The sequence below is a fragment of the Streptomyces sp. CB02400 genome, from assembly GCF_001905725.1.
GTDB lineage: Bacteria > Actinomycetota > Actinomycetes > Streptomycetales > Streptomycetaceae > Streptomyces > Streptomyces atrovirens.
Genome location: NZ_LIWB01000001.1, coordinates 736,940 through 758,230, shown reverse-complemented (window position 1 = coordinate 758,230; position 21,291 = coordinate 736,940). Strand labels below are relative to the sequence as shown.

Sequence of the window (21,291 nt, the reverse complement as noted above, 5' to 3'; positions counted from 1 at the left end):
TTACGGTCTGTCCGGGCGGAGACGATCAGTATGTCTGTCATCGTCCAGCCATACGTCCCACCCCGTGCGTACCCGAGGAGCCCGCCCGTGCACCGTCCCCCCACCGCCGAGGCCGAGGCCGCCGACGAGTTGGCCGTCGTACGGCCCTCTCTCGTGCCCCGGTACACCGACGCGCTGCCCGGCGCCCGCGCGGCCGTGCTGACCCGGCTGTGGCGTGGCCTCGCGCACGATCCGCTGCCGTGGGTCGTCCGGCGGGAGACGCGGCGCGACGGGCTCGGCCTGCGGCTCGCGGACGGGCGGTGGCTGCGCGGCCCGCGGGCGGATCCGTATGCGACCGCCGCGTACGTCACGGCCGTACGGCTGGACGAGGCGGTGTACGACGATCCGGCGCGGCTGATGACGGAGCTGGCCGTACCGCACTCGGAGGTGTTCGCCGCCGAACTCGCTCACAGTGTCGCGTCGTTGGCGCTGTCGCGGGCGGGGCGGCGGGATCATCCGCGGGAGTGGCCCGCGCGGGACTGGGAGTGGGAGCGGAGGGTGGTCGACGGGCATCCGTTCCACCCCAACTGCCGTTCCCGGCCCGGTTTCTCGGTGGCCGAGCAGCTCGCCTACGGGCCCGAGCACGGGCCGGTGGTGGAGCTGGGGCTGCTGCCCGTGCCGGAGGCCGAGTGCCTGGTGTCGGGGGTGTGGCCGGGGTGGTTGCGAGAGGCGGGGCGGGTGGTGGTCCCGGTGCATCCGTGGCAGGCGGCGCATGTGCTGAAGCGGACGGGTGAGCGGCGGCTGGCGGCACATCCGCTGACGGCACATCCGCTGATGACGCTGCGCACCCTCGCCCTGCCGGACGGGCCGCACGTCAAGACGGCGCTGAGCGCCCGGCTGACGTCCTCGGTGCGGGACATCTCGCTCGGCTCGGTGGCCGCGTCGGCGGCGCTGTCGGACTTCGGGGAGGTGGTGGCGGCGCGCACGGACGGGCTGCTGCACACCACCCGCACGCTGGGCGCGGTGGCGGCCGGGTCGCCCGATCTGGCGGCGGTGCTGCGCGAGTCGCCGGAGGAGTACGCGGCGACCGGGGAGCGGGTCGTCCCGGTGGCGGCGCTGGCGACCACCGAACTGCCGCACTCCCCCGCCTGGTCGGTCCGGTTCGCGCGGCTCGCGCTCACGGTCGGGCTGCGGCTGCTGGAGCTGGGGGTGGCCCTTGAGGCGCACGGCCAGAACCTGCTCGTGGTGCTGTCGCCGGAGGGGGATCCGGTACGGCTGGTCTACCGCGACCTGGCCGATCTGCGGATCGGTCCCGCCCGCCTCGCCCGGCACGGCGTCCCGCTCCCCGAGGAGCTGCCCGCGCGCATGGTCACGGACGACGAACGCACGCTGCGGCGCAAGCTGTTCGGTTCGCTGGTGGCCGGCGCGCTGGCGGGGACGGCGGGGTCGGGACCGGCGCTGCGGACGGCCCTGGAGGGCGCCGTACGGGATCTGCCGCGCACCCCGGACCTGACCGCCCTGCTCGACGAGCCGCTGCCGGCGAAGGCGCTGACACTGATGCGGCTGTCACCGCGGACGTCGGGGGACCAATGGGCGGAACTACCCAATCCGCTCCGGTACGAGTCCTTGTGACATCCCGTTGCAAGTCCCTGTGACATCCCGTTACGAGCCCCTGTGGCACCTCGTTTTGGAGCGCGGCGCTCCTGATCAATAGGATCCGCCGATGATCAGAAGAAAACGGCCGGTGGCAGGCGCCTGTGCCCTGCTCGCCGCACTGACGGCCGGGCTCGCCTTCCCGGCCGGGGCGGCCGCCGGTGAACCCACGGGTCAGGACGCCCCCAAGGTGAACCTGGTCCTCGATGTGAGCGGCTCGATGCGGGCCAAGGACATCGACGGCCAGTCCCGGATGGCGGCGGCGAAGCAGGCGTTCAACGAGGTGCTGGACGCCACGCCGGAGGAGGTGGAGCTGGGCATCCGCACGCTCGGCGCGAACTACCCCGGCGACGACCGCAAGGAGGGCTGCAAGGACACCGCGCAGCTCTACCCGGTCGGCCCGCTGGACCGCACCGAGGCGAAGACGGCGGTGGCCACCCTCGCCCCGACCGGCTGGACCCCGATCGGCCCCGCCCTGCTGAAGGCGGCCGACGACCTCGAGGGCGGCGACGGCTCCAAGCGGATCGTGCTGATCAGCGACGGCGAGGACACCTGCGCCCCGCTCGACCCGTGCGAGGTGGCCCGGGAGATCGCGGCCAGGGGCATCGGCCTGACCATCGACACGCTGGGCCTGGTGCCGAACGCCAAACTGAGCCGGCAGCTCAGCTGCATCGCCGAGGCGACCGGCGGAACGTACACCTCGGTCGAGCACCAGGACGAGCTCACCGACCGGGTGAACGAGCTGGTGGACCGCGCGGCCGAGCCGGTGGTGACGCCGGTGGCCACCGAGGGCGCCGGCTCGTGCGCCAAGGCTCCGACGCTCGAGTCCGGCCTCTACACCGACCGTGAGGAGTTCGGCCAGCAGCGCTGGTACCGCGTGGAACTGCTCGCCGGCCAGGAGCTGCGCGCCTCGGTGAGCGTGGCGGCGGACCGCGCCGTGCGTCCGGACTACGGCGTGCTGCTGCGGGCCGTCACGGTGCACGACCGGGAGATCGTGCGCGGCGAGGCGACCGGCAACGGCCGTACGGACGCACTGTCCACCGGGCTGCGCTACCCGAAGCCCGAGCGGGACGACGACGACAGCGACAAGCCCGCGGCCGAGGTCGTGTGCCTGGCGGTGACCAACTCCTTCTCGGCGGACTCCGGGGTGAAGACCACGCCCGGTCTTCCGCTGGAGCTGACGGTCGACGTCGTGGACGGTCCGGACGGCGCGGACGACGTGGCCTCCTTCGGTCTCGGCCGGGGCTGGTGGCTGCTCGGCGCGCTGATCCTCACCGGCTTCCTCGCCGGTCTCGTCTGGGGCTGGCTGTCACGCTGGCGGGTCGCCGTCTGGAGGACCAACTGATGCGCGCCGTACGGGTACTGAGTGCCGCCCTCCTGACCCTCGGACTGGCCGCCGCCCCCGCCGCGGCCGACTCCTCCCCCTCCCCCGGCGCGTCCGACGACGACGGGGCGCCCACCCGCGCGGGCACCTCGTTCCGTACGGCGACGGAGGTCGAGCAGGGGCAGACCGCCACCGCACGTGCCTCCACGGGCGACTACCTGTACTGGTCGTTCCCGGCGGACGCCGGGCAGCGCCCCACCGTCCGCGCGACGGTGAAGCTGCCGGAGAGCCACGCGGCCGAGACCTGGCAGATCGACGTGTACGACGGTCTGCGCCGCCGCCAGGCCTGCCAGTACGGCGCGCAGACCCGCACCGCCGGGACGGACACGCCCTCCGTGGAGCTGGAGTGCGTGCTGCGCACGGTCCGCGCCTGGTCGGAGCCGTGGGCCAACGACCCGCTGCCGGGCACGTACTACGTCCGCCTCACGGCGCTGCGGCTGTCCACGGCCGACCTGGGCCAGCCGGTGAACGCCGAACTGCGGGTCGGGTCCAAGGACATGGGCGGTGCGGCGGCCGTGGACGGCGCGCTGTCCGAACCGCTGGTGCCGGGCATCGCGACGCGTGACGGGTCGGAGGAGGAGGACGACGACCCGGCGGTGCTGGCCGGTCTGGAGCCCGAGGACGGCTGGACCTCCGGCTGGTGGTCCGACCGCTGGACATGGACGGCGGCGGGCGGTGTGCTGGCCGCCCTGGCGGGTGTCGCCGGCTACCGGCTGACGCGGGGGTCCGGGCGTCCGCCCGGGGTACCACCGACCGCGTGACGTGACGTCCTTCCGGAAGGCCCGCCCCGTGCGGGCCTTCCGCCTTTCGTCTCACGTTTCACGTCTCCCGCAGGGTCTTGGCGAGCGTGCCCTCGCCCGTCACCTCGACCCGTCCCGCGCGGACCGCGTCGGCCAGGGTCAGTCCGCCGCGGCTGATCTCCGTACAGGTGGCGGTGTCCAGGGAGAGCAGGGCGTCGGGTTCCCCGGGGGCGGGTCCGTCACCGTACACGGGACCGTCCTCGGTACCGACGTGCAGGTGGAACCTGCCTTCCTCCAGGCGGACTTCGACGAGGCCCTCACCCTCCAGGGCGCGCAGCAGGGGCAGCGCGAACCAGTGGGCGCGGACCGCGTCCGTGGGGCGCCGCTCGCCCAGTTCGGCTTCGCCCCAGGTACCGAGGGACTGGAGCACGGGCAGCAACGCGCTCCCGCGCTGGGTGAGTTCGTACACGTACGCCGCTCCGGGCGGGGGCAGCCGGCGGCGGGTGGTGAGGCCGTCGCGCTCCATGTCCTTGAGCCGGGAGGCCAGTACGTCCGTGCTGACGCCGGGCAGGTCCGCGTGCAGGTCGGTGTAACGACGCGGTCCTGCGAGGAGTTCCCGGACGATCAGCAGGGTCCAGCGGTCGCCGACGACGTCGAGCGCGCGGGCGGCGGAACAGTACTGGTCGTAGCTTCGGCGAGGTGACATGCGACGCAGTCTAGACATGTCGTTGGACTTTCCAAGCTCCCACTTGGTAAAACCAAGCAACACCACGTGAGGGGAAGCGGCGCATGGAGTTCCGGCAGTCGAGCAAGCTCAGCGAGGTCTGCTACGAGATCCGCGGTCCGGTGATCGAGCACGCCAACGCGCTGGAGGAGGCGGGGCACAGCGTGCTGCGCCTGAACACCGGCAACCCGGCCCTGTTCGGTTTCGAGGCGCCGGAGGAGATCGTCCAGGACATGATCCGGATGCTCCCCCGGGCACACGGCTACACCGACTCACGGGGCATCCTCTCCGCCCGCCGCGCGGTGGCCCAGCGCTACCAGACCCTGGGCCTGGAGGTCGACGTCGACGACGTCTTCCTCGGCAACGGCGTCTCCGAGCTGATCTCGATGGCCGTACAGGCCCTGCTGGAGGACGGCGACGAAGTCCTGATCCCCGCCCCGGACTTCCCCCTCTGGACCGCGGTGACGAACCTCGCGGGCGGCAAGGCGGTCCACTACCTGTGCGACGAACAGGCCGACTGGTACCCGGACCTGGACGACATGGCGGCGAAGATCACGGACCGCACCAAGGCCGTGGTCATCATCAACCCCAACAACCCGACCGGCGCGGTGTACCCGAAGGAGATCGTCGAGGGCATCCTCGACCTGGCCCGCCGCCACGGCCTGATGGTCCTCGCCGACGAGATCTACGACCAGATCCTCTACGACGACGCCGTGCACCACTCGGCCGCCGCGCTCGCCCCCGACCTGGTCGTCCTCACCTTCTGCGGCCTGTCCAAGACCTACCGCGTGGCGGGCTTCCGCTCCGGCTGGCTGGTGGTCACCGGCCCCAAGCAGCACGCGAAGGACTACCTGGAGGGCCTGACCATGCTGGCCTCCATGCGGCTGTGCGCCAACGCGCCCGCCCAGTACGCCATCCAGGCCGCCCTCGGCGGCCGGCAGTCCATCCGCGAACTGACCGCACCGGGCGGCCGGCTGCGCGAACAGCGGGACGTGGCCTGGGAGAAGCTGAACGAGATCCCCGGCGTGAGCTGCGTGAAGCCGAAGGGCGCGCTGTACGCGTTCCCGCGCATCGATCCATCCGTGCACAAGATCCACGACGACGAGAAGTTCGTCCTCGACCTGCTCCTGCGGGAGAAGATCCAGGTCGTCCAGGGCACCGGCTTCAACTGGCCCTCCCCCGACCACTTCCGCATCCTCACCCTCCCCCGCGTGGAGGACCTGGAGGCGGCGATCGGCCGGATCGGACGCTTCCTGAGCGGATACCGGCAGTAAGGGACCAGGAACCGCCGACGGAACGATCGCATCCGATCAAGGTATGCAAGAAGAGAAACAGGGCTGTGCGGGCATCCTCCTGGCGGCCGTGGGGGCCGTCGCGGCGGTGCTCGCCTGGGCGCCGAAGGCGCGGGTCAGCATCCACGGCGGCTTCGAGGGCATGCACCGGGACCTGAGCGTCCTCTACGTCGACCTCCCCCTCATCGCCGCGGGCGGCGCGCTCGTCCCGCTCACCGCCTGGCTGCTCGTCCTGCGCACATCGCACCGCCCGTGGCTCGCGGCCGCGTTCGCCGTGGGCGCGCTCGGGCTCGGCATATGGGGGCTGCTGAGCTGGTGGACGCCCTACCAGCAGCCGGAGTTCATGGGCTAGCGGCACCGCTCAGCACAGGGCGACCTCGCACCACACCGTCTTGGTGTACGGGTCGCCGGCGGTTGTCCCCCAGTGGGACGCCAGCGCCTCGACGAGGAGGAGGCCGCGACCGGATTCCGTGTCGGATGCGGCGGGTCGCAGTGTGCCGGGTGCCGGTGGGCGGCGGTCGGGGCGGGCGTCGGTGAGTTCGATACGGAGCGTGGCGTCCTCCGGGTGGAGCGTCAGGCGGAGCCTGAAGTCACGGCCCGCCACCCGCCCGTGCACCGCCGCGTTCGCGGCGAGTTCGGCCACCAGCAGGGACACCGTGCGGTTGGCCTCGCTGTCGTACGGCCAGCCCCAGGAAGCGAGTTGCTCGGCCGACAGGTGACGGGCCAGGCGTGCGCCCCGGGCGGTGGCCGAGAGCCGGATGCCGAAGTGGCGGGCGGGGCCCGTGTGTCCGGCGGTCGGGGCGATATCGACGTTCATGTCACTCAGCGTGGCCGGTCGACCTTACTCTGCACAGTGACGACGCCAGTACGCAGGGTGACCGTGCGGATGCTGTCCGGGTCTGTCCGGGTCGCGACGCGTGACGCCCCGCACCGGCGGCGAGTTGGGCACGGGTGGCACATGGAGGTGTGGGGACATGAGTGTGGAACCTTACGGCGCGGACGAGGAGTCGGCGGCCGTCCTGCGGACCGTCGGCAGGGTGATCAAGATGTGCCGGGAGCGGGAGGGCATGACCCAGGCCGGTCTCGCCACGGCCATCAGGTACAGCGAGGAACAGGTGTCGTCCGTCGAACGCGGGCGCAGGGCTCCGGCGGAGGAGTTCCTGGAAGCGGCGGACCGGGCGCTCGAAGCGGGCGGGCTGATCTCGGGGCTGAAGAACGATGTGGCGAAGGCCCGGTTCCCCAAGAAGGTACGGGACTTGGCCAAGCTGGAGGAAGAAGCGGTCGAGCTGTGCGCCTACGCGAATCACGTCGTGCACGGCCTGCTTCAGACGCCGGAGTACACGCGGGCCATCTACGGCATGCGACGGCCTCCGTACACCGAGGAGCAGGTGGACGAGCTCGTCGAGGCCCGCTTGGCGCGCCAGAAGATCTTCGACCAGCAGCCCGCGCCGGTCTTCAACTTCGTCCAGGAAGAGGTGACGTTGCGCCGTCCGCTCGGGGGCAGAATGGTGATGCGCAAACAGCTCGAACACCTGTTGGCGGTCGGTCACCGGCGGAACGTGGAGATCCAGGTGCTGCCCACGGATCGCGAAGACCACGCGGGACTCGCGGGGGCACTTCAACTGCTGCGGCTGAAGGAGGGGGCCACCGTAGGCCACATCGAAGTACAGCTGATCAGTCGGCTGCTCTCCGATCCCAAGGAGATCCAGATCCTCGAGATCCGCTATGGCATCATCCGAGCCCAAGCCCTCACCCCCCGTGAGTCGCTGGCCTTCATCGAGAAACTGCTGGGAGAGACATGACGACCAACCGCCCGACCGGGAACGGTCCCGCGCTGGAGTGGTTCAAGAGCAGCTACAGCACGAACGACGGCCCCGAGTGCGTCGAGGTCGCCTCCACCCCCGAAACCATCCACGTCCGCGACTCGAAGCACATACAGGGCCCCCGCCTCACCTTCGCCCCCCAGCAGTGGGCCGCCTTCCTCCCGTACGCCTCCGGACGCCGATGACCCGACCGCTCACCGCCGCACAGCGCCGCATCGTCGACGCCGCCGATCCTGACACGGGACGACTGAGGGGTACGCCGGCACAGCTCGCCGCGCTGGTGAAGCGCGGGCTCGCCTTCCGGCACCCGAGGCCGCCGCACGATCACTTCCTGACCCCGGCGGGGCACCGGGCGCGCGAGGCGGAGGCGGAGGCGGCGCCCGAGCCGGTGAAGGCACCGACCGCGACCGGGGTGTTCGCCGCGCGCGTCGGCGGCGGCGAGCATCCCGCGCCGGAGTCGGGCCCCGCCCGGCTCCGGGAGGTGCGCGGCGCCTGGCAGGGCATGCTGGAGCTGCGCCGGATGACCAATCCCGACGGTGCGACGGACCGGCCGTGCGGCTGGGAGCGTTCGCATCTGGTGCAGGCCGCCGCGCTGGCCCTGGAGGCCGCCGGACATCGCCCGGCCACCGACGGAGAGAGCGGTTACCGCGTGCGGGAGACCCCCCAGCCGGAGGCGGTCGCCGTGTACGAGCCGGACGGCGCGGCGCTGCGGGCCTGCGCGGCCACGCTGGAGGAGGCAGGCTGGCAGGTCGGGGAGTACACGGAGCCGAGGACGCGGGCACGCTATCTGCTGGCCTCCCCGCGCCGGGTGTGAGGGGCATGCCAAGATCGGTGGGTCGAACAGCCTACCGAGCAGGCGTGAAGGGGACAGCGCAGTGAGCGAGCCGTTTTCCGTCCGTGTGACCGTGCGCGGATACGAGACCGACGTCCAGGGCCACCTCAACCAGGCCGTCTACCTCAACTACGCGGAGCACGCGCGCTGGTCGCTGCTCCAGGAGGCTGGGATCACCCAGTCCGGTCTCATCTCCCAGGGCGTGGGACCGGTCGCCCTGGAGACGACCATCCGCTACAAGCGTGAGCTCCTCGCCGGCGACGAAGCCGACGTGAGCTGCGCCTTCACCTGGAGCGGCGGCAAGGTCTTCACCATCGAGCAGACGATCACCAAGGCCGACGGCACCGTGGCCGCCGAGATCACGGCGGTCGGCGGGCTGATGGACCTCAAGCGGCGCAAGCTCGTGCCGAATCCGCAGGACGTCTTCCGGGACCTGGCGAAGGACCCGGGCCTGTTCGGGCTGTAGCCGAGGTTTCACGTTCTGAAAGTTTCCGCCGCCCGGTTACCAAGTTTCCAGGCCATCCGCTCCTACAGTGGACCAGACCACCAGAGAGGAACGAAGGCTCTTTACAGGCCCGGAATCTACGTGCGTAACTAATGACGCGCGCACGTCAATCAGTACGGATCTGCCCAGGTGGCAGCGGCCGACGTCACCTCCTTCGCTCATCCCCACATGTGTCAGGAGGCAGCCCCCATGTTCTCTGTCCCCCGCCCCTTAACCGGCCCCCGCAGACGGATCGCCACGGCGCTCGGCGTCCTCGGCGCCGCCCTCGCGCTGACGGCCACCACCGCGGGCGGCGCGACCGCCGCACCCCGGCCCGACCGGGACCGTGTCCACGTGGAACCCGGCGAGGCGTACATGGGTGTGGGCACCCGCGTCCACGGGGGCGGCCCGGCCGGGGCCCCGTCGCTGGGCGCCCTCGCCCCCACCGGCGGCGTCCAGGGCATCGACGTCTCGCACTGGCAGGGCTCCATCAACTGGACCTCGGTGCGGGGCGCCGGCATCCAGTTCGCCTGGATGAAGGCGACCGAGGGCACCACCTACAAGGACCCGAGCTTCAACACCAACTATCCCGCCGCCTACCGCGCCGGCGTGATCCGGGGCGCGTACCACTTCGCGCGCCCCAATGTCTCCAGCGGCGCCACCCAGGCGAACTACTTCGTCAACAACGGCGGCGGCTGGTCGCGCGACAACCTGACCCTGCCCGGCGTCCTGGACATCGAGCACAATCCGTACGGGGCCATGTGCTACGGCCTGTCCACCACGCAGATGCGCAGCTGGATCAACGACTTCTACAACACGTACAAGTCGCGCACGAGCCGTGATGTCGTCATCTACACGACGGCGAGCTGGTGGAACACCTGCACCGGCAACTGGACCGGCATGTACAGCAAGAGCCCGCTGTGGGTGGCGCACTGGACCTCGGCGTCGTCGCCGACCGTCCCGAGCGGATTCCCCACCTGGACGGTGTGGCAGTACACCAGCACCGGTTCGGTCAGCGGTGTCTCCGGCAACGTGGACCGCAACCAGTTCAACGGCTCCCGCGACCGGCTGCTGGCGCTCGCCAACAACACCTGACGCGCGATCACGCGGTGGAGCCGGCGGCCGTCCGTCGCCGGCTCCTGCGCCTCCCCCACCCCGCCTCCGTCCCCGAGGAGTGATCGTGCATCCCGAGAACGCCCTCCGGCGCCGTCTCCTGCTCGCCGGTGCGGCCGGACTGGCCGCCGCCACCGCCGTGCCGGGCACCGCGCAGGCGCGCGACACCGAGGCCATCGAGCCGGACATCGACTCCACCGGCACCTGGGACGCCCGTTCCCCGCAGGGGAACATCAGCGTCCTGCAGTACCGGCCGAGCAGGATCGTCGTCCACCACACGGTGAGCGGCAACACCTCCGACTTCTCCCGCGCCCAGGCGCACGCGCACGCCCACTGGGTGCAGGACCTGCACCTGGACAAGAACGGCTGGGTCGACACCGGCTACCACTTCCTGGTCAGCCGGGGCGGCTGGATCACCGAGGGCCGGCACGGCAGCCTCCAGGCACTCACCGGAGGCCGGAACTTCGTCCTCGGCTCCCACACCTCCGGGCAGAACGGCCAGGCCATCGGCATCGCGTGCGAGGGCGCGTACCACGCGGGTGCGGTACCGCCCGACGCGCAGTGGGAGGTCCTGGTGGTCCTGTGCGCGTACGTGTGCGCGCGGTACGGCATCCCCTCCGCACAGCTCTACGGCCACAAGGACTACGGCGAGACGCTGTGCCCGGGGGTGTACCACGACATGCTGCCCCGGCTGCGGGAGGAGGTGGCGGCGGCGCGGGCGGCCTGACCGGCGGCGGATTCCGGATGCGGGAGCGCGCCCCGGCCTGCGATCCTTGCGTCCCATGGCTCCACGACGCGTCAGACCCAGCCTCTACATCTCCGTCGACATCGAGGCCGACGGGCCCATCCCCGGGCCGTACTCCATGCTGAGCCTGGGCGCCTCGGTGGCCGGGACGCAGGATGCCGAGGGATTCCGGGCGGCCGATCCCGAGGAGCGGACGTTCTACCGGGAACTGCGGCCGATCAGCGAGGAGTTCGTGCCCGAGGCACTGGCGGTGAGCGGTCTCGACCGGGACCGGCTCGGTGCCGAGGGCGCCGAACCGGTCCGGGCGATGCGGGAGTTCACCGACTGGGTGCGTGAGGCGGCGGCCGGCGCCCAACCGGTGATGTGCGGTTACCCGGCGTCGTACGACTGGACGTTCCTGTACTGGTACCTGATCCGCTTCACCGGTTCCAGTCCCTTCGGGCACTCGGGCTGTCTGGACATGAAGACCCTGTACGCCACCAAGGCGGGGCTGCCGCTGCGGGCGGTGGCGAAGGGCACCATGCCGCGTGAGCTGCTGTCACGGCGCCGGCACACACTCCCCCAGTTCTCGGCTTCGCTCGAACCGGGGGCACCCCCATCGCCCTCGACGACGCGATCGAGCAGGCCGAGCTGTTCGCCAACCTCATGGTGTGGCCGGGGCCTTCACGCCCGTGAGTTCCCCGCCCGCCTCCATCGGGTGGGTGACGTCGGTGGCCTCGCGGCGGCCGTTGCCGAGGTGGTTGAAGACGAAGTTCAGGAGGACCGCCACCACGCAGCCCGTGGAGATGCCGGAGTCCAGGATGATCCGGGCCGTCTCCGGGGCGGAGTGGTAGAACTCCGGTGCGCTGATCGGGATGATGCCGACGGCCAGTGAGACGGCCACGATCAGGACGTTGTTGTCCTTCTCCAGGCCGGCCCGGACCAGGGTCTGGATGCCGCTCGCCGCGACCGAGCCGAACAGGACCACGCCCGCGCCGCCGAGCACCGGGCGCGGTACGACGGCGATCAGCGAGGCGGCCATCGGGCACAGCCCCATCAGGATGAGGAAGCCTCCGCCGGTGGCGACGACGTACCGGCTGCGGATCCGCGTCATCGCGACCAGGCCGATGTTCTGGGCGAAGGCGCTGCACATGAAGCCGTTGAACAGCGGGCTGAGGGCGGAGCCGAGGGTGTCGGCGCGCAGGCCGGCCGCGATGGTCCTCTCGTCGGCCGGGCGGTCGACGATCTCGCCCAGCGCCAGCATGTCGGCGGTCGACTCGGTCATCGACACCACCATCACCACGCACAGCGAGACGATCGCGGCGAGCTGGAACTGCGGTGCGCCGAAGTGGAACGGGGTCGGGAAACCGACGATGTCCGCGTCCGCCACCGGAGAGAAGTCGGTGACCCCGAACGGGATCGCGAGGAGGGTGCCGGCCACCAGGCCGAGCAGGACGGCTATCTGCTTGACGAAGCCGCGGGTGAAGCGGCGCAGGAGGAGGACGATCACGAGGGTGGCGGCGGCCAGGCCCAGATTGGTCGCCGAACCGAAGTCGTCGGCCGAAGGGCTGGGTCCCTGGGCCCAGCCGAAGGCCACGGGCAGCAGCGAGACGCCTATGAGCGTGATGACCGTGCCGGTGACGACCGGTGGGAAGAAGCGGACCGCCTTGCTGAAGAACGGTGCCGCGAGGAAGCCGAGGAGGCCGGCGACGATCACCGCGCCGAAGATGATCGGCAGGGCGTCGTTCCTGTCGTCGGTGGAGACGACGATCGCGGTCATCGGGGCGACACCGGCGAAGGTGACGCCGTTGACGAAGGGCAGCCGGGCGCCGATCCTCCAGACGCCGAGGGTCTGCAGGAGGGTGGCGAGGCCCGCGGTGAACAGACAGGCGCCGGTGAGGAAGGTGAGTTCGGTGCCGGTGAGACCGATGGCCGCGCCGACGATCAGGGGTGGGGCGACGACGCCCGCGTACATGGCGGCCACGTGCTGCAGGCCGGTCGTCGCCATCTTGAGTGCGGGGAGTTTCTCGTCAACGGGGTGGTCGGCCACTGCGGCTCTCCTCCGGTCGGGTACACGTCGGCTCTGACGCGGGTGTCAAGGAGGTGGTGCGGGTGGTCGTGCGGGACCGGGGACGGGGGAGGTGGGTGGCCGTCTCCGGGACGTACACGCCCCGGAGACGGCCGTCGCGGACCCCGATGGGCATCCGCGGACACCGGCCGGGAGCCGTCCCTCCCGGCCGGAGACTTCGACGGGGCTCAGCCCTGCGCGGTGATCCGCGCCAGCCGCTGCGCCTCCGCACGGGTGGAGCGGGCGATCTCGTCCTCGTCGGCCGTGAGCAGGCGGCCGTTCTCCACGATCTGCCGGCCGTTCACGAAGGACGCGGTGACCGGGGCCGCCGCGCCGAGGACCAGCGCGGTCACCGGGTCGGCGATGGAGGCGTGCGCGAGGGTGTCCATCCGCCACAGCACCAGGTCGGCGAGCTTGCCCGGCTCCAGGGAGCCGATCTCCCCCGCGCGACCCAGCACTCGGGCTCCGCCGTACGTGCCGAGGCGCAGCGCCTGCCGGGCGTTCAGGGCGGCCTCGCGGTGGGCGCCGAGGCGGTTGACGAGGAGGGCGTTGCGCAGTTCGGTGTGGAGTTCGCCGGACTCGTTGGAGGCGGTGCCGTCCACGCCGAGGCCGACCGGGACGCCGGCCGCGAGCATGTCGGGGACGCGGGCGATGCCGGCCGCGAGACGGGCGTTGGAGGAGGGGCAGTGGGCGACGCCCGTCCTCGTACGGGCGAAGGCGGCGATGTCGGAGTCGTTCATGTGGACGCAGTGCGCCATCCAGACGTCCTCGCCGAGCCAGCCGGTGGACTCGAAGTAGTCGGTCGGGCCCATGCCGAACAGCTCGTGGCAGAACTTCTCCTCCTCCACGGTCTCCGAGCCGTGCGTGTGCAGGCGTACGCCGAGCCGTCGGGCCGACTCGGCTCCGTCCCGCATCAGTTCGGTGGAGACGGAGAAGGGGGAGCAGGGGGCGACGGCGACCTGGGTCATGGCGTCGAAGGAGGCGTCGTGGTGTCGTCGTACCGTCTCCTCGGTGGCGGCGAGCGCGTCGTCGAGGGTCTCGACGGCGAAGTCCGGGGGCAGTCCGCCGTCCTTCTCGCCGCGGTCCATGGAGCCGCGGGCGAGGGTGAAGCGCACGCCCATGTCACGGGCGGCCCCGATGATGGCGCCGGACAGGTCGCCGGTGCCCCGCGGGAAGACGTAGTGGTGGTCCATGGCGGTGGTGACGCCGCCGCGGGCCATCATCGCGAGCGAGCCCCGGGCCGCCGCACGCACCATCGGCTCGTCGATGCGCGCCCAGGTCGGGTAGAGGGCGACGAGCCAGTCGAAGAGGTTGTGGTCGGTGGCCAGGCCCCGGGTGATCCACTGGTAGAAGTGGTGGTGGGTGTTGACCAGGCCGGGAGTCACGAGGTGCCCGGTGGCGTCGATCCGCCGTACGACGTTCTCCAGGCCCTCGGGGGCCGCGCCCGTGCCGAGCGACTCGATACGGTTGCCGACGAGGACGAGGTGACCGGAGGCGTACTCCGTGTCCTTCGCGTCGACGGTCGCGATCGCGCAGTTCTCGATGACGGTACGCCGGTGGTCTGCTGCCATGGTTCGTCCTTTTCGCGTACGTGGAGAGGGCACGGCAGGACCCTGGAGGTTTGAGTGCCGCGGCCGGTCGGCGGGCCGTCCGGCCGCGGGTGCCGAAAGGGAGTTGTGGGCTTACAGGTTGGTGAGGTCCACCGGTATCCGCGCCTCGCAGCCTTCCCGCAGGACGGTGGCCTCGATCAGGCCGTAGGGGCGGTCGGCGGCGAAGTACACCTCGTTGTCGTTCTTGAGGCCGAACGGCTCCATGTCCACCAGGAAGTGGTGGCTGTTGGGGAGGGAGAAGCGGACCTCGTCGATCTCGCCGCGGTGGTCGATGATCCGCGTGCCCATCTGGTACATCGTCTGCTGCAGGGACAGGGAGTAGGTCTCGGCGAAGGCCTGGAGCATGTGCTTCCTGGTCTCCTCGTACGACGTCTCCCAGTCGGGCATCTCCTGCTCGTCGTCGGTCCAGTTGAACCGCCAGCGGCCGGAGACCGAGGTGGCGAGGATACGGTCGTAGGCCTCCTTGAGCGTCGTGTACCTGTCCTTGACGTAGCCCCAGAACTCGGAGTCGGTGGAGTTGAGCACCGTCAGGTCCTTCAGGCCGGAGACGACCTCCCACTTCTCCCCGTCGAAGGTGATCTGGGCGAGCCGGGTCTCCTGACCCTTGCGGACGAAGGAGTGCTCGCCCTCACCGGCCGCCTCGATCCGCTCCCAGGAGTACTCCTCGATGCGGATGCGCGCCCGGTGTATGGGCTCCTGCGAGGTGACGAAGTGGCGGGCGAGGTGGATGCCGAACTGCTCGGCGGACTCGATGCCGTGCTCCTTGGCGAACGCGTACACCGTGTTCTTGGTGGTGTCGGTCGGCAGGACGTTGGCGTTGGAGCCGGAGTAGTGGACCTCGTCCATGTCGCCGGACAGGGCGACGGAGACGTTCAGGTCCTTGATGTGGTGGGTGGTGCCGTCCCGCGTGATCCTGACGACTCGGTTCTCTGCTTTGCCGTACTGGTTCTGGCCCAGAATCGTAGGCATGTGTCTGCTAGCTCCCTCGGTAAACGGAGTAGCCGAACGGGTTGAGCAGCAGCGGTACGTGGTAGTGCTCGCCCGGTACGACGGCGAACGTGATCGCCACCTCCGGGAAGAACACTCCGGTGCCGCTGTCCCGATGCGCGGGGGCGTCCTGCTGTGCCTCGGCTTGGTTCCTCGCTGATGGTGCGAAGTACGCCTCGACCTCGAAGTCGAGCCGTACGTGGGTGGTTCCCTCCGGCAGGGCCGGCAGGTCCTTGCACCGCCCGTCCGCGTCGGTCGCGGAGCCGCCGAGCGCCCGCCAGTCCGCGTCCCGGCCCGAGCGGGCGGCGAGGCGGACGGCGACACCCTCGGCGGGGCGGCCGGCGCTGGTGTCCAGGATGTGCGTGGACACGGAGGCGGTGGTGTCGGTGCTCATGTGGGTCAGTCCTCTTCGGCTTCGGCTTCGAATCCGGCTTCGGCTTTGCCTTCGGCTTCGGCTTCGTCTTCGGCTTCGGCTTTGCCTTCGGCTTCGACGAGACGGGCCAGCCGGATGCGGTTGATCTTCCCCAGTTCGGTGCGGACGATCTCGCGCTCCCGCTCCGGCGCGTTGCCGAGGCGTTCCCGGAGGGCGTCGCGCATCTGCTCGCCGGTCCGGCCGGTGGCGCAGATGAGGAAGACATGGCCGAACCTCTCCTGGTAGGCCAGGTTCAGTTCGAGCATCTCGGCCTTCAGCGCCTCCGGGGCGCCGGCCATGCCGCTCTGTTCCCGGGTGGAGGTCGGGTCCCCCGGTTTCGGGCGGCCGATCGGCGGGTGCCCGGCCATCGCCTCTTCCAGGTCGGCCGTGGTCAGGCCGGCCGTGGCGGCGTCACTGGCGGTGTACAGGTCGTCGGCGGTGGGGTACGGGCGGGCGGCGAGCAGTCGCCGGGCCCATGCCCTGGAGGCGCAGGCCTCGTGGAGTGCGGCGAGGGCCGCGTGCTCCTCCAGGGCGTTGAAACGGGCCAGGCCCGGAGGTGGGAAAGTCGACGTCACGGAAGCCTCCGTGGCCGCGAGCGGCCTTCGTGTCGAACGGGCGTGCCGACAGTGAACGCCGTCACGAACAACACGTCAACAGTTTGTTGAAAATTCGGCGTGAGAAAGAGGAGCGCCCGTCGTCCGGGAGGTTCAGGTGCCCTTCTCGCGGTTGAGGTAGTTGTAGACGGTGAAGCGGCTGACCCCCAGCGCGCTCGCCACGGTCTCCACACCGTGCCGCACGGCGAAGGCGCCGCGCGCCTCCAGACCGCGTACGATCTCCTGCTTCGTCCTGCGGTCCAGGTCCGCGAGCGGCCTGCCCTTCCCGCGCTCCAGCGCCGCGAGGATGTGGTCGAGGGAGTCCGCGAGCTGCGGCAGGCGTACGGCGACGACTGCGGCGTCCTCCCAGGAGAGCACCACGTCGTCGGTTCCGGCCTCGTCCGGCGGGACCATCTCGCCGCCCATGGCGTCGACCAGCGGTTTCACCGCCGCGATGAAGGCCTCGTCACCGGTGCCGGTCACCGGCCGTCCTCCTCGACGACGTTGACCTGGAGCGAGATCCGGGTGGCGCCGGCGGCCAGCGCCCTGCGCAGCATCGTGTCCACGGCGCCGAGCACCGCGTCGGCGCCGCCCTCGGCGGTGTTGCCGAACGGTCCGACGTCCACCGCGTCCAGCTCGGCCGCCTCGACGACCTCCCGCGCGACCACCGCGTGCGCGGGCGCCTCGTCGAGGTCGAAGGGCTCGGTCGTGAACTCCACTCTCAATCGCACGCGCACAACTTAACGCGCGGCGCGGTTCTCGGGACCGCCGGGAAGCCGGGCGGAGACTTCCGGCGGTCCGGCCCTCTTGACAAGTCCGAAGAGTCGACGGCAGTCTTCCATTAAGCAGAAAGAGACTTCCACTATACGGAATTTCAGGAAGGGCGCCTCCGATGGGATTCGCAGACCAGCGCTTCAACGTCAACCTGTCGATCCTCTTCACGGAACTCCCGCTCCTGGAGCGCCCCGCGGCCGCCGCCGCGGCCGGCTTCACCGCGGTCGAGCTGTGGTGGCCCTGGGTCGACTCCCCCGTCCCCGAGCGGTCCGAACTGGACGCGCTGCGGAAGGCGGTCCAGGACGCGGGCGTACGGCTCACGGGCCTGAACTTCTACGCCGGGCGGCTGCCCGGACCGGACCGGGGCGCGCTGTCCGTGCCCGGCGAGGAGTCGGAGCGGTTCCGTGCCAACGTCGACGTGGCCGCCGATTTCGCCGGGTCCCTGGGCTGTACGGCCCTGAACGCGCTGTACGGCAACCGGGTCGACGGCGTGGACCCGGCCGAGCAGGACGCGCTCGCCCTGGAGAACCTCGTCCTGGCGGCCCGGGCCGCCGACCGGATCGGCGCGGTCCTGCTGATCGAGGCGCTGAACAAGCCCGAGTCGCCGCTGTACCCGCTGGTGTCGGCGCCGGCCGCCGTGGGGGTCGTCGACAAGGTCAACGCGGCCACGGGACTGGGCAACGCCCGCTTCCTGATGGACCTGTACCACCTGGCGATGAACGGCGAGGACCTGCCGGCGGTGATCGACCGGTACGCCGAGAAGACCGGTCATGTGCAGATCGCCGACAACCCCGGCCGCGGCGCCCCCGGCACCGGCTCGCTCCCGCTGGAGGACCTGCTGGACCGGCTACGCAAGGCCGGTTACGACGGCTGGGTCGGCCTGGAGTACAAGCCCGGCGAGCGTCCGAGCGCGGAGGCCTTCGGCTGGCTGCCCCGCTGACCACATCCCCTTGCACCGAAAGGCACCCTCACATGAGCAACCTTCCCAAGGTCACATGGATCGGCCTCGGCATCATGGGCTCCCCCATGTCCGAGAACCTGATCAAGGCGGGCTACGACGTCACCGGCCACACCCTGGAGCAGGCGAAGCTGGACCGGCTGGCCGCCGCCGGCGGCACCGCCGCCTCCTCCATCGCCGAGGCGGTGCGGGACGCCGATGTGATCATCACCATGGTTCCCGCTTCCCCGCAGGTCGAGGCCATCGCGTACGGCCCCGACGGCATCCTGGAGAACGCCCGGCCCGGCGCCCTGCTGATCGACATGTCCTCGATCACCCCGGGGACCTCCATCGACCTGGCCGCCGCCGCGAAGGACAAGGGCATCCGGGTGCTGGACGCCCCCGTGTCGGGCGGTGAGGCGGGTGCCGTCGAGGCGGTGCTGTCCATCATGGTCGGCGGCGAGCGGGCCGACTTCGAGGAGGCGAAGCCGGTCTTCGAGGCGCTGGGCAAGACCATCGTGCTGTGCGGCCCGCACGGCTCGGGGCAGACCGTGAAGGCCGCCAACCAGCTCATCGTCGCCGTCAACATCCAGGCGTGCGCCGAGGCCGTGGTCTTCCTGGAGAAGTCGGGCGTGGACCTGACGGCGGCGCTCGACGTCCTGGGCGGCGGACTGGCCGGCTCGACCGTGCTGACCCGCAAGAAGGACAACTTCCTGAACCGGGACTTCGCGCCGGGCTTCCGTATCGACCTGCACCACAAGGACATGGGCATCGTCACCGACGCCGCCCGCGCCGTCGGCGCGGCTCTGCCCGTCGGTGCCGTGGTCGCCCAGCTGGTGGCGAGCCTGCGCGCACAGGGCGACGGCGGACTGGACCACTCCGCGCTGCTGCGGGCGGTCGAGCGGCTGTCCGGCGCGCGGGTCTGACCGGCCCGCTCCACTCACAGACCTCCGGGCGGCGCCGGCGCCGACACCTGTCCTGTCGCGCCCAAGGCGTCGGCGCCGCCCGGAACCCAGCGCGATGAGGCACAGCGACTCGCGTACGGCCCCTGACGGGAGGTCGGGGCCGTACGCGCGGCCCGCGGAGAGCTCGTACGGCCCGGATGAGGGGTGACCGTACGGGACACCGCGGGCGGGGCGAGGGCGCCGCGGCGGCGTGCGAGCCAGTGCGGTGGTGAAGGCCGCGGGACTCCTTCTTCGACCTGAGGGGAGGAGTCCCGGAGCCGTCGCAGCCGCCGCGGTCCCTGGCCCGTACCTCCTTGCAGCGCCCGGATGCGGACGGTCCCGCGTCCGGGCGCTTCTCGTCCGCATCCGGGGTGCGGATCCGTCCGGTGCGCAGCAGCCTGGGGGCATGGCACATCCAACGGAGCATCCGCACATCGTGGTGCACTCCCCGGCCCTGGACGGCTCCCGGCGGGTCACCTCCGGCGACGACACGCTGGGCATCGCCACGCACGTCGACGACGTGGGCGAGATCCTGCGGCTGGCCGATCTGTACGTCACCGATGTCGAGGAGACGGACCTGATCGAGTGGCAGGGCGGCGGCCCCGACGACTGGCCGGGACTGTCGGAGCACCACGAGACGACCTGAGCGCCGCTACAGCATCGGCTGTACGCCGGGTACGCCACCCTCAAATGAACCTCTGAAGGCGGCCCGAAAGGCTTGGACCACCACCGCGGGCGGGCACACTCCTGGCACACGGGGCCCGCCGGCACGGGGGCGGCGGGCCCCGGCCGAGGGGGTGTCATGCCATGACCGGCACCGGAGGCGTCCGGGGGACGCCGCACGAACTCGCCCTGCTGGCCGGCGGCCCGCGCGCCGCGGTCACGGTGGCCGTCGTCGCCCTGCATCTGCGGGGCGCGGTCGAGGCGGGCGCGCCGGGTACGGTACGGGCGGTCGACGGGGAGGCGGGGCGGGCCCTGCCCCCGCTGCCGCCGCCCGGGGTTCCGCTGGAGGACGTCCAGGGGCGGACCGAGCCCGTCACGGGCGCGATGCGGGCGTCGTACCTGGAGAGCGCGGTCCACCACTGCCTGGCCGAGCCCTCCGAGACACGGGAGCTGGTCCGGCACCCGGATGTCCGCTGGGCGGTGGCCGAGCTGCGGGTCGGGCTGGCGGAGGCGGGGATGCTGCGGTACCCGCTGCTGCTCGGACCGACCAGGGCCGCCCGCCGGCGGCTGAAGGTCCTGCGGAAGGCGTACCCGCTGCCGACGAGCCGGCACGGCCGGCCGGACCACGAGAAACTGCTCGCCGTCGCCCTGCACGGCAAGGACGCCCTGACCGTCCTCGTCCCACGCTTCGCCCTCCGGGCGGGCCTGACCGAGCGGATCGACCTCAGGGAGAAGGGCCTCCGCCACTCCCCGGGCGGCGGCACCTACGGGGGCGGCGGCGGCCACACCTACTGCGGCGGCGGAGGCGGCTGCGGAGGCGGCTCGAACTGAGCCCGCCTTCCCTCCGACGGTGGTCCGGCGCTGTGCTATTCAGGGGCGGTGACGGTTACCGACATATCCAGCAGACCCTTCGACGCGGTGCTGTGCGACCTCGACAACGTGATCCGCTTCTACGACATCGCTCCAGTGGCCGAGCTGGAGCGTGCCGCGGGACTGGCCGAGGGCACCACGGCGGAAGCGGCCTACGCCCCTGAAGTGGACCTGCCGCTCCTCCTCGGCAGGATCACCACGGAGGAGTGGGTGGATTCCATCGCGTCGGCGCTCTCCGACCGGGTGCCGCCGGCGTGCGCCCGCGAGCTGGGGAAGGCGCTCGCCGACGCCCCGTTCCGCGCCGATGACGTGGTGGTGGACCTGCTGCGTCAGGTGCGGGGGCACATGCCCTTGGTCCTGGTGACGAACGCGACCTTGGAACTGGAGCGCGACCTCGCGTCGATGGGGCTGGCGGATCTCGCGGACCACGTGGTCAGCAGCGCTCGGGTGGGAGTGGCCAAGCCCGACCGGGCGATCTACGAGATCGCAGCCGAGCGGGCGGGGGCAGCCGCCCACCGGTGCCTGTTCGTGGACGACCGGCTGGAGAACGTCGAGGCCGCCATCGCGCTCGGGATGACCGGTGTGCACTACCGCACGCCCGCCGACCTCCGGAAGGTGCTGAGCTTCCTGCCCGGCGCCTGACGGCGAGAGGGGCGGCTCCGTCACCGGGACGGGCCGCCCCCGG

At 71.4% G+C, this 21,291-nt stretch carries 25 protein-coding genes; 16 read left to right on the top strand and 9 right to left on the bottom strand.

The window, feature by feature from the left end; genetic code table 11:
* Positions 1–87 precede the first annotated feature (87 nt).
* From AMK33_RS03225 to AMK33_RS03215, 3 genes are all read left to right on the top strand, one after another.
* Complete coding sequence (locus AMK33_RS03225) at positions 88–1,611, top strand: IucA/IucC family protein (protein ID WP_073931125.1); 1,524 nt, start codon at positions 88–90, stop codon at positions 1,609–1,611.
* A 91-nt stretch (positions 1,612–1,702) separates the two neighbouring features.
* Positions 1,703–2,977 (top strand): VWA domain-containing protein, encoded by a 1,275-nt coding sequence (locus AMK33_RS03220; protein WP_107424998.1) that lies wholly within the window; start codon positions 1,703–1,705, stop codon positions 2,975–2,977.
* On the top strand, positions 2,977–3,777 hold the full coding sequence (locus AMK33_RS03215) for a hypothetical protein (RefSeq protein WP_073931123.1): 801 nt from the start codon (positions 2,977–2,979) through the stop codon (positions 3,775–3,777). Before AMK33_RS03220 ends, AMK33_RS03215 begins: the two co-directional genes overlap by 1 nt.
* 58 nt (positions 3,778–3,835) lie before the next feature.
* Here the strand turns inward: AMK33_RS03215 and AMK33_RS03210 are convergent, their stop codons facing one another.
* Entirely contained in the window at positions 3,836–4,462 is a 627-nt protein-coding gene (locus tag AMK33_RS03210) for a winged helix-turn-helix transcriptional regulator (protein ID WP_073931122.1), read from the bottom strand.
* Between the two features lie 83 nt (positions 4,463–4,545).
* Between AMK33_RS03210 and AMK33_RS03205 the strand changes: the two genes are divergently transcribed.
* A complete protein-coding gene (locus AMK33_RS03205; RefSeq protein WP_073931121.1) occupies positions 4,546–5,754 on the top strand; it encodes a pyridoxal phosphate-dependent aminotransferase in 1,209 nt (402 codons plus the stop codon).
* A 43-nt stretch (positions 5,755–5,797) separates the two neighbouring features.
* Positions 5,798–6,124, top strand: coding sequence for a hypothetical protein (locus AMK33_RS03200; RefSeq protein WP_073931120.1), 327 nt, complete (start codon positions 5,798–5,800; stop codon positions 6,122–6,124).
* A gap of 9 nt (positions 6,125–6,133) precedes the next feature.
* Here the strand turns inward: AMK33_RS03200 and AMK33_RS03195 are convergent, their stop codons facing one another.
* Complete coding sequence (locus tag AMK33_RS03195; RefSeq protein ID WP_073931119.1) at positions 6,134–6,589, bottom strand: ATP-binding protein; 456 nt, start codon at positions 6,587–6,589, stop codon at positions 6,134–6,136.
* A 157-nt stretch (positions 6,590–6,746) separates the two neighbouring features.
* Between AMK33_RS03195 and AMK33_RS03190 the strand changes: the two genes are divergently transcribed.
* The 6 genes from AMK33_RS03190 (at position 6,747) to AMK33_RS03165 (ending at position 10,751) form a co-directional block, all read left to right on the top strand.
* Positions 6,747–7,574, top strand: coding sequence for a helix-turn-helix domain-containing protein (locus tag AMK33_RS03190; RefSeq protein ID WP_073931118.1), 828 nt, complete (start codon positions 6,747–6,749; stop codon positions 7,572–7,574).
* On the top strand, positions 7,571–7,780 hold the full coding sequence (locus AMK33_RS03185) for a DUF397 domain-containing protein (RefSeq protein ID WP_073931117.1): 210 nt from the start codon (positions 7,571–7,573) through the stop codon (positions 7,778–7,780). Before AMK33_RS03190 ends, AMK33_RS03185 begins: the two co-directional genes overlap by 4 nt.
* On the top strand, positions 7,777–8,409 hold the full coding sequence (locus AMK33_RS03180; RefSeq protein WP_073931116.1) for a hypothetical protein: 633 nt from the start codon (positions 7,777–7,779) through the stop codon (positions 8,407–8,409). The genes AMK33_RS03185 and AMK33_RS03180 overlap by 4 nt, the downstream gene beginning before the upstream one ends.
* Before the next feature lie 61 nt (positions 8,410–8,470).
* A complete protein-coding gene (locus tag AMK33_RS03175) occupies positions 8,471–8,893 on the top strand; it encodes an acyl-CoA thioesterase (RefSeq protein WP_073931115.1) in 423 nt (140 codons plus the stop codon).
* A gap of 228 nt (positions 8,894–9,121) precedes the next feature.
* Positions 9,122–10,006, top strand: a complete 885-nt coding sequence (locus AMK33_RS03170; RefSeq protein ID WP_073931114.1) for a lysozyme — start codon at positions 9,122–9,124, stop codon at positions 10,004–10,006.
* Between the two features lie 85 nt (positions 10,007–10,091).
* The gene (locus AMK33_RS03165) at positions 10,092–10,751 is read left to right on the top strand and encodes a peptidoglycan recognition protein family protein (RefSeq protein ID WP_073931113.1); all 660 of its coding nucleotides are present in this window, start codon (positions 10,092–10,094) and stop codon (positions 10,749–10,751) included.
* Positions 10,752–11,412: 661 nt separating this feature from the next.
* Here AMK33_RS03165 and AMK33_RS03155 read toward each other — a convergent pair.
* The 7 genes from AMK33_RS03155 to AMK33_RS03120 form a co-directional block, all read right to left on the bottom strand.
* Positions 11,413–12,798, bottom strand: a complete 1,386-nt coding sequence (locus tag AMK33_RS03155; protein WP_073931112.1) for a nucleobase:cation symporter-2 family protein — start codon at positions 12,796–12,798, stop codon at positions 11,413–11,415.
* 206 nt (positions 12,799–13,004) lie between these two features.
* Complete coding sequence (locus tag AMK33_RS03150; RefSeq protein WP_073931111.1) at positions 13,005–14,387, bottom strand: 8-oxoguanine deaminase; 1,383 nt, start codon at positions 14,385–14,387, stop codon at positions 13,005–13,007.
* A gap of 111 nt (positions 14,388–14,498) precedes the next feature.
* On the bottom strand, positions 14,499–15,395 hold the full coding sequence (gene pucL, locus AMK33_RS03145) for a factor-independent urate hydroxylase (protein ID WP_073931110.1): 897 nt from the start codon (positions 15,393–15,395) through the stop codon (positions 14,499–14,501).
* A gap of 7 nt (positions 15,396–15,402) precedes the next feature.
* The gene (gene uraH, locus AMK33_RS03140) at positions 15,403–15,807 is read right to left on the bottom strand and encodes a hydroxyisourate hydrolase (RefSeq protein WP_073931109.1); all 405 of its coding nucleotides are present in this window, start codon (positions 15,805–15,807) and stop codon (positions 15,403–15,405) included.
* Positions 15,808–15,812: 5 nt separating this feature from the next.
* Complete coding sequence (gene uraD, locus AMK33_RS03130; RefSeq protein ID WP_079194721.1) at positions 15,813–16,400, bottom strand: 2-oxo-4-hydroxy-4-carboxy-5-ureidoimidazoline decarboxylase; 588 nt, start codon at positions 16,398–16,400, stop codon at positions 15,813–15,815.
* Between the two features lie 132 nt (positions 16,401–16,532).
* A complete protein-coding gene (locus AMK33_RS03125) occupies positions 16,533–16,901 on the bottom strand; it encodes a helix-turn-helix domain-containing protein (RefSeq protein ID WP_073931108.1) in 369 nt (122 codons plus the stop codon).
* On the bottom strand, positions 16,898–17,149 hold the full coding sequence (locus AMK33_RS03120; protein ID WP_073931502.1) for a hypothetical protein: 252 nt from the start codon (positions 17,147–17,149) through the stop codon (positions 16,898–16,900). The genes AMK33_RS03125 and AMK33_RS03120 overlap by 4 nt, the downstream gene beginning before the upstream one ends.
* A 161-nt stretch (positions 17,150–17,310) precedes the next feature.
* Here AMK33_RS03120 and AMK33_RS03115 point away from each other — a divergent pair, with 161 nt between their 5' ends.
* The 5 genes from AMK33_RS03115 (at position 17,311) to AMK33_RS03095 (ending at position 21,248) form a co-directional block, all read left to right on the top strand.
* Positions 17,311–18,132, top strand: a complete 822-nt coding sequence (locus tag AMK33_RS03115) for a TIM barrel protein (RefSeq protein ID WP_073931107.1) — start codon at positions 17,311–17,313, stop codon at positions 18,130–18,132.
* 32 nt (positions 18,133–18,164) lie between these two features.
* Entirely contained in the window at positions 18,165–19,055 is an 891-nt protein-coding gene (locus AMK33_RS03110) for a 2-hydroxy-3-oxopropionate reductase (RefSeq protein WP_073931106.1), read from the top strand.
* Between the two features lie 424 nt (positions 19,056–19,479).
* The gene (locus AMK33_RS03105) at positions 19,480–19,719 is read left to right on the top strand and encodes a hypothetical protein (protein WP_073931105.1); all 240 of its coding nucleotides are present in this window, start codon (positions 19,480–19,482) and stop codon (positions 19,717–19,719) included.
* A gap of 161 nt (positions 19,720–19,880) precedes the next feature.
* The gene (locus AMK33_RS03100; protein ID WP_073931104.1) at positions 19,881–20,567 is read left to right on the top strand and encodes a hypothetical protein; all 687 of its coding nucleotides are present in this window, start codon (positions 19,881–19,883) and stop codon (positions 20,565–20,567) included.
* Positions 20,568–20,615: 48 nt separating this feature from the next.
* Complete coding sequence (locus AMK33_RS03095; RefSeq protein WP_073931103.1) at positions 20,616–21,248, top strand: HAD family hydrolase; 633 nt, start codon at positions 20,616–20,618, stop codon at positions 21,246–21,248.
* Positions 21,249–21,291 lie beyond the last annotated feature (43 nt).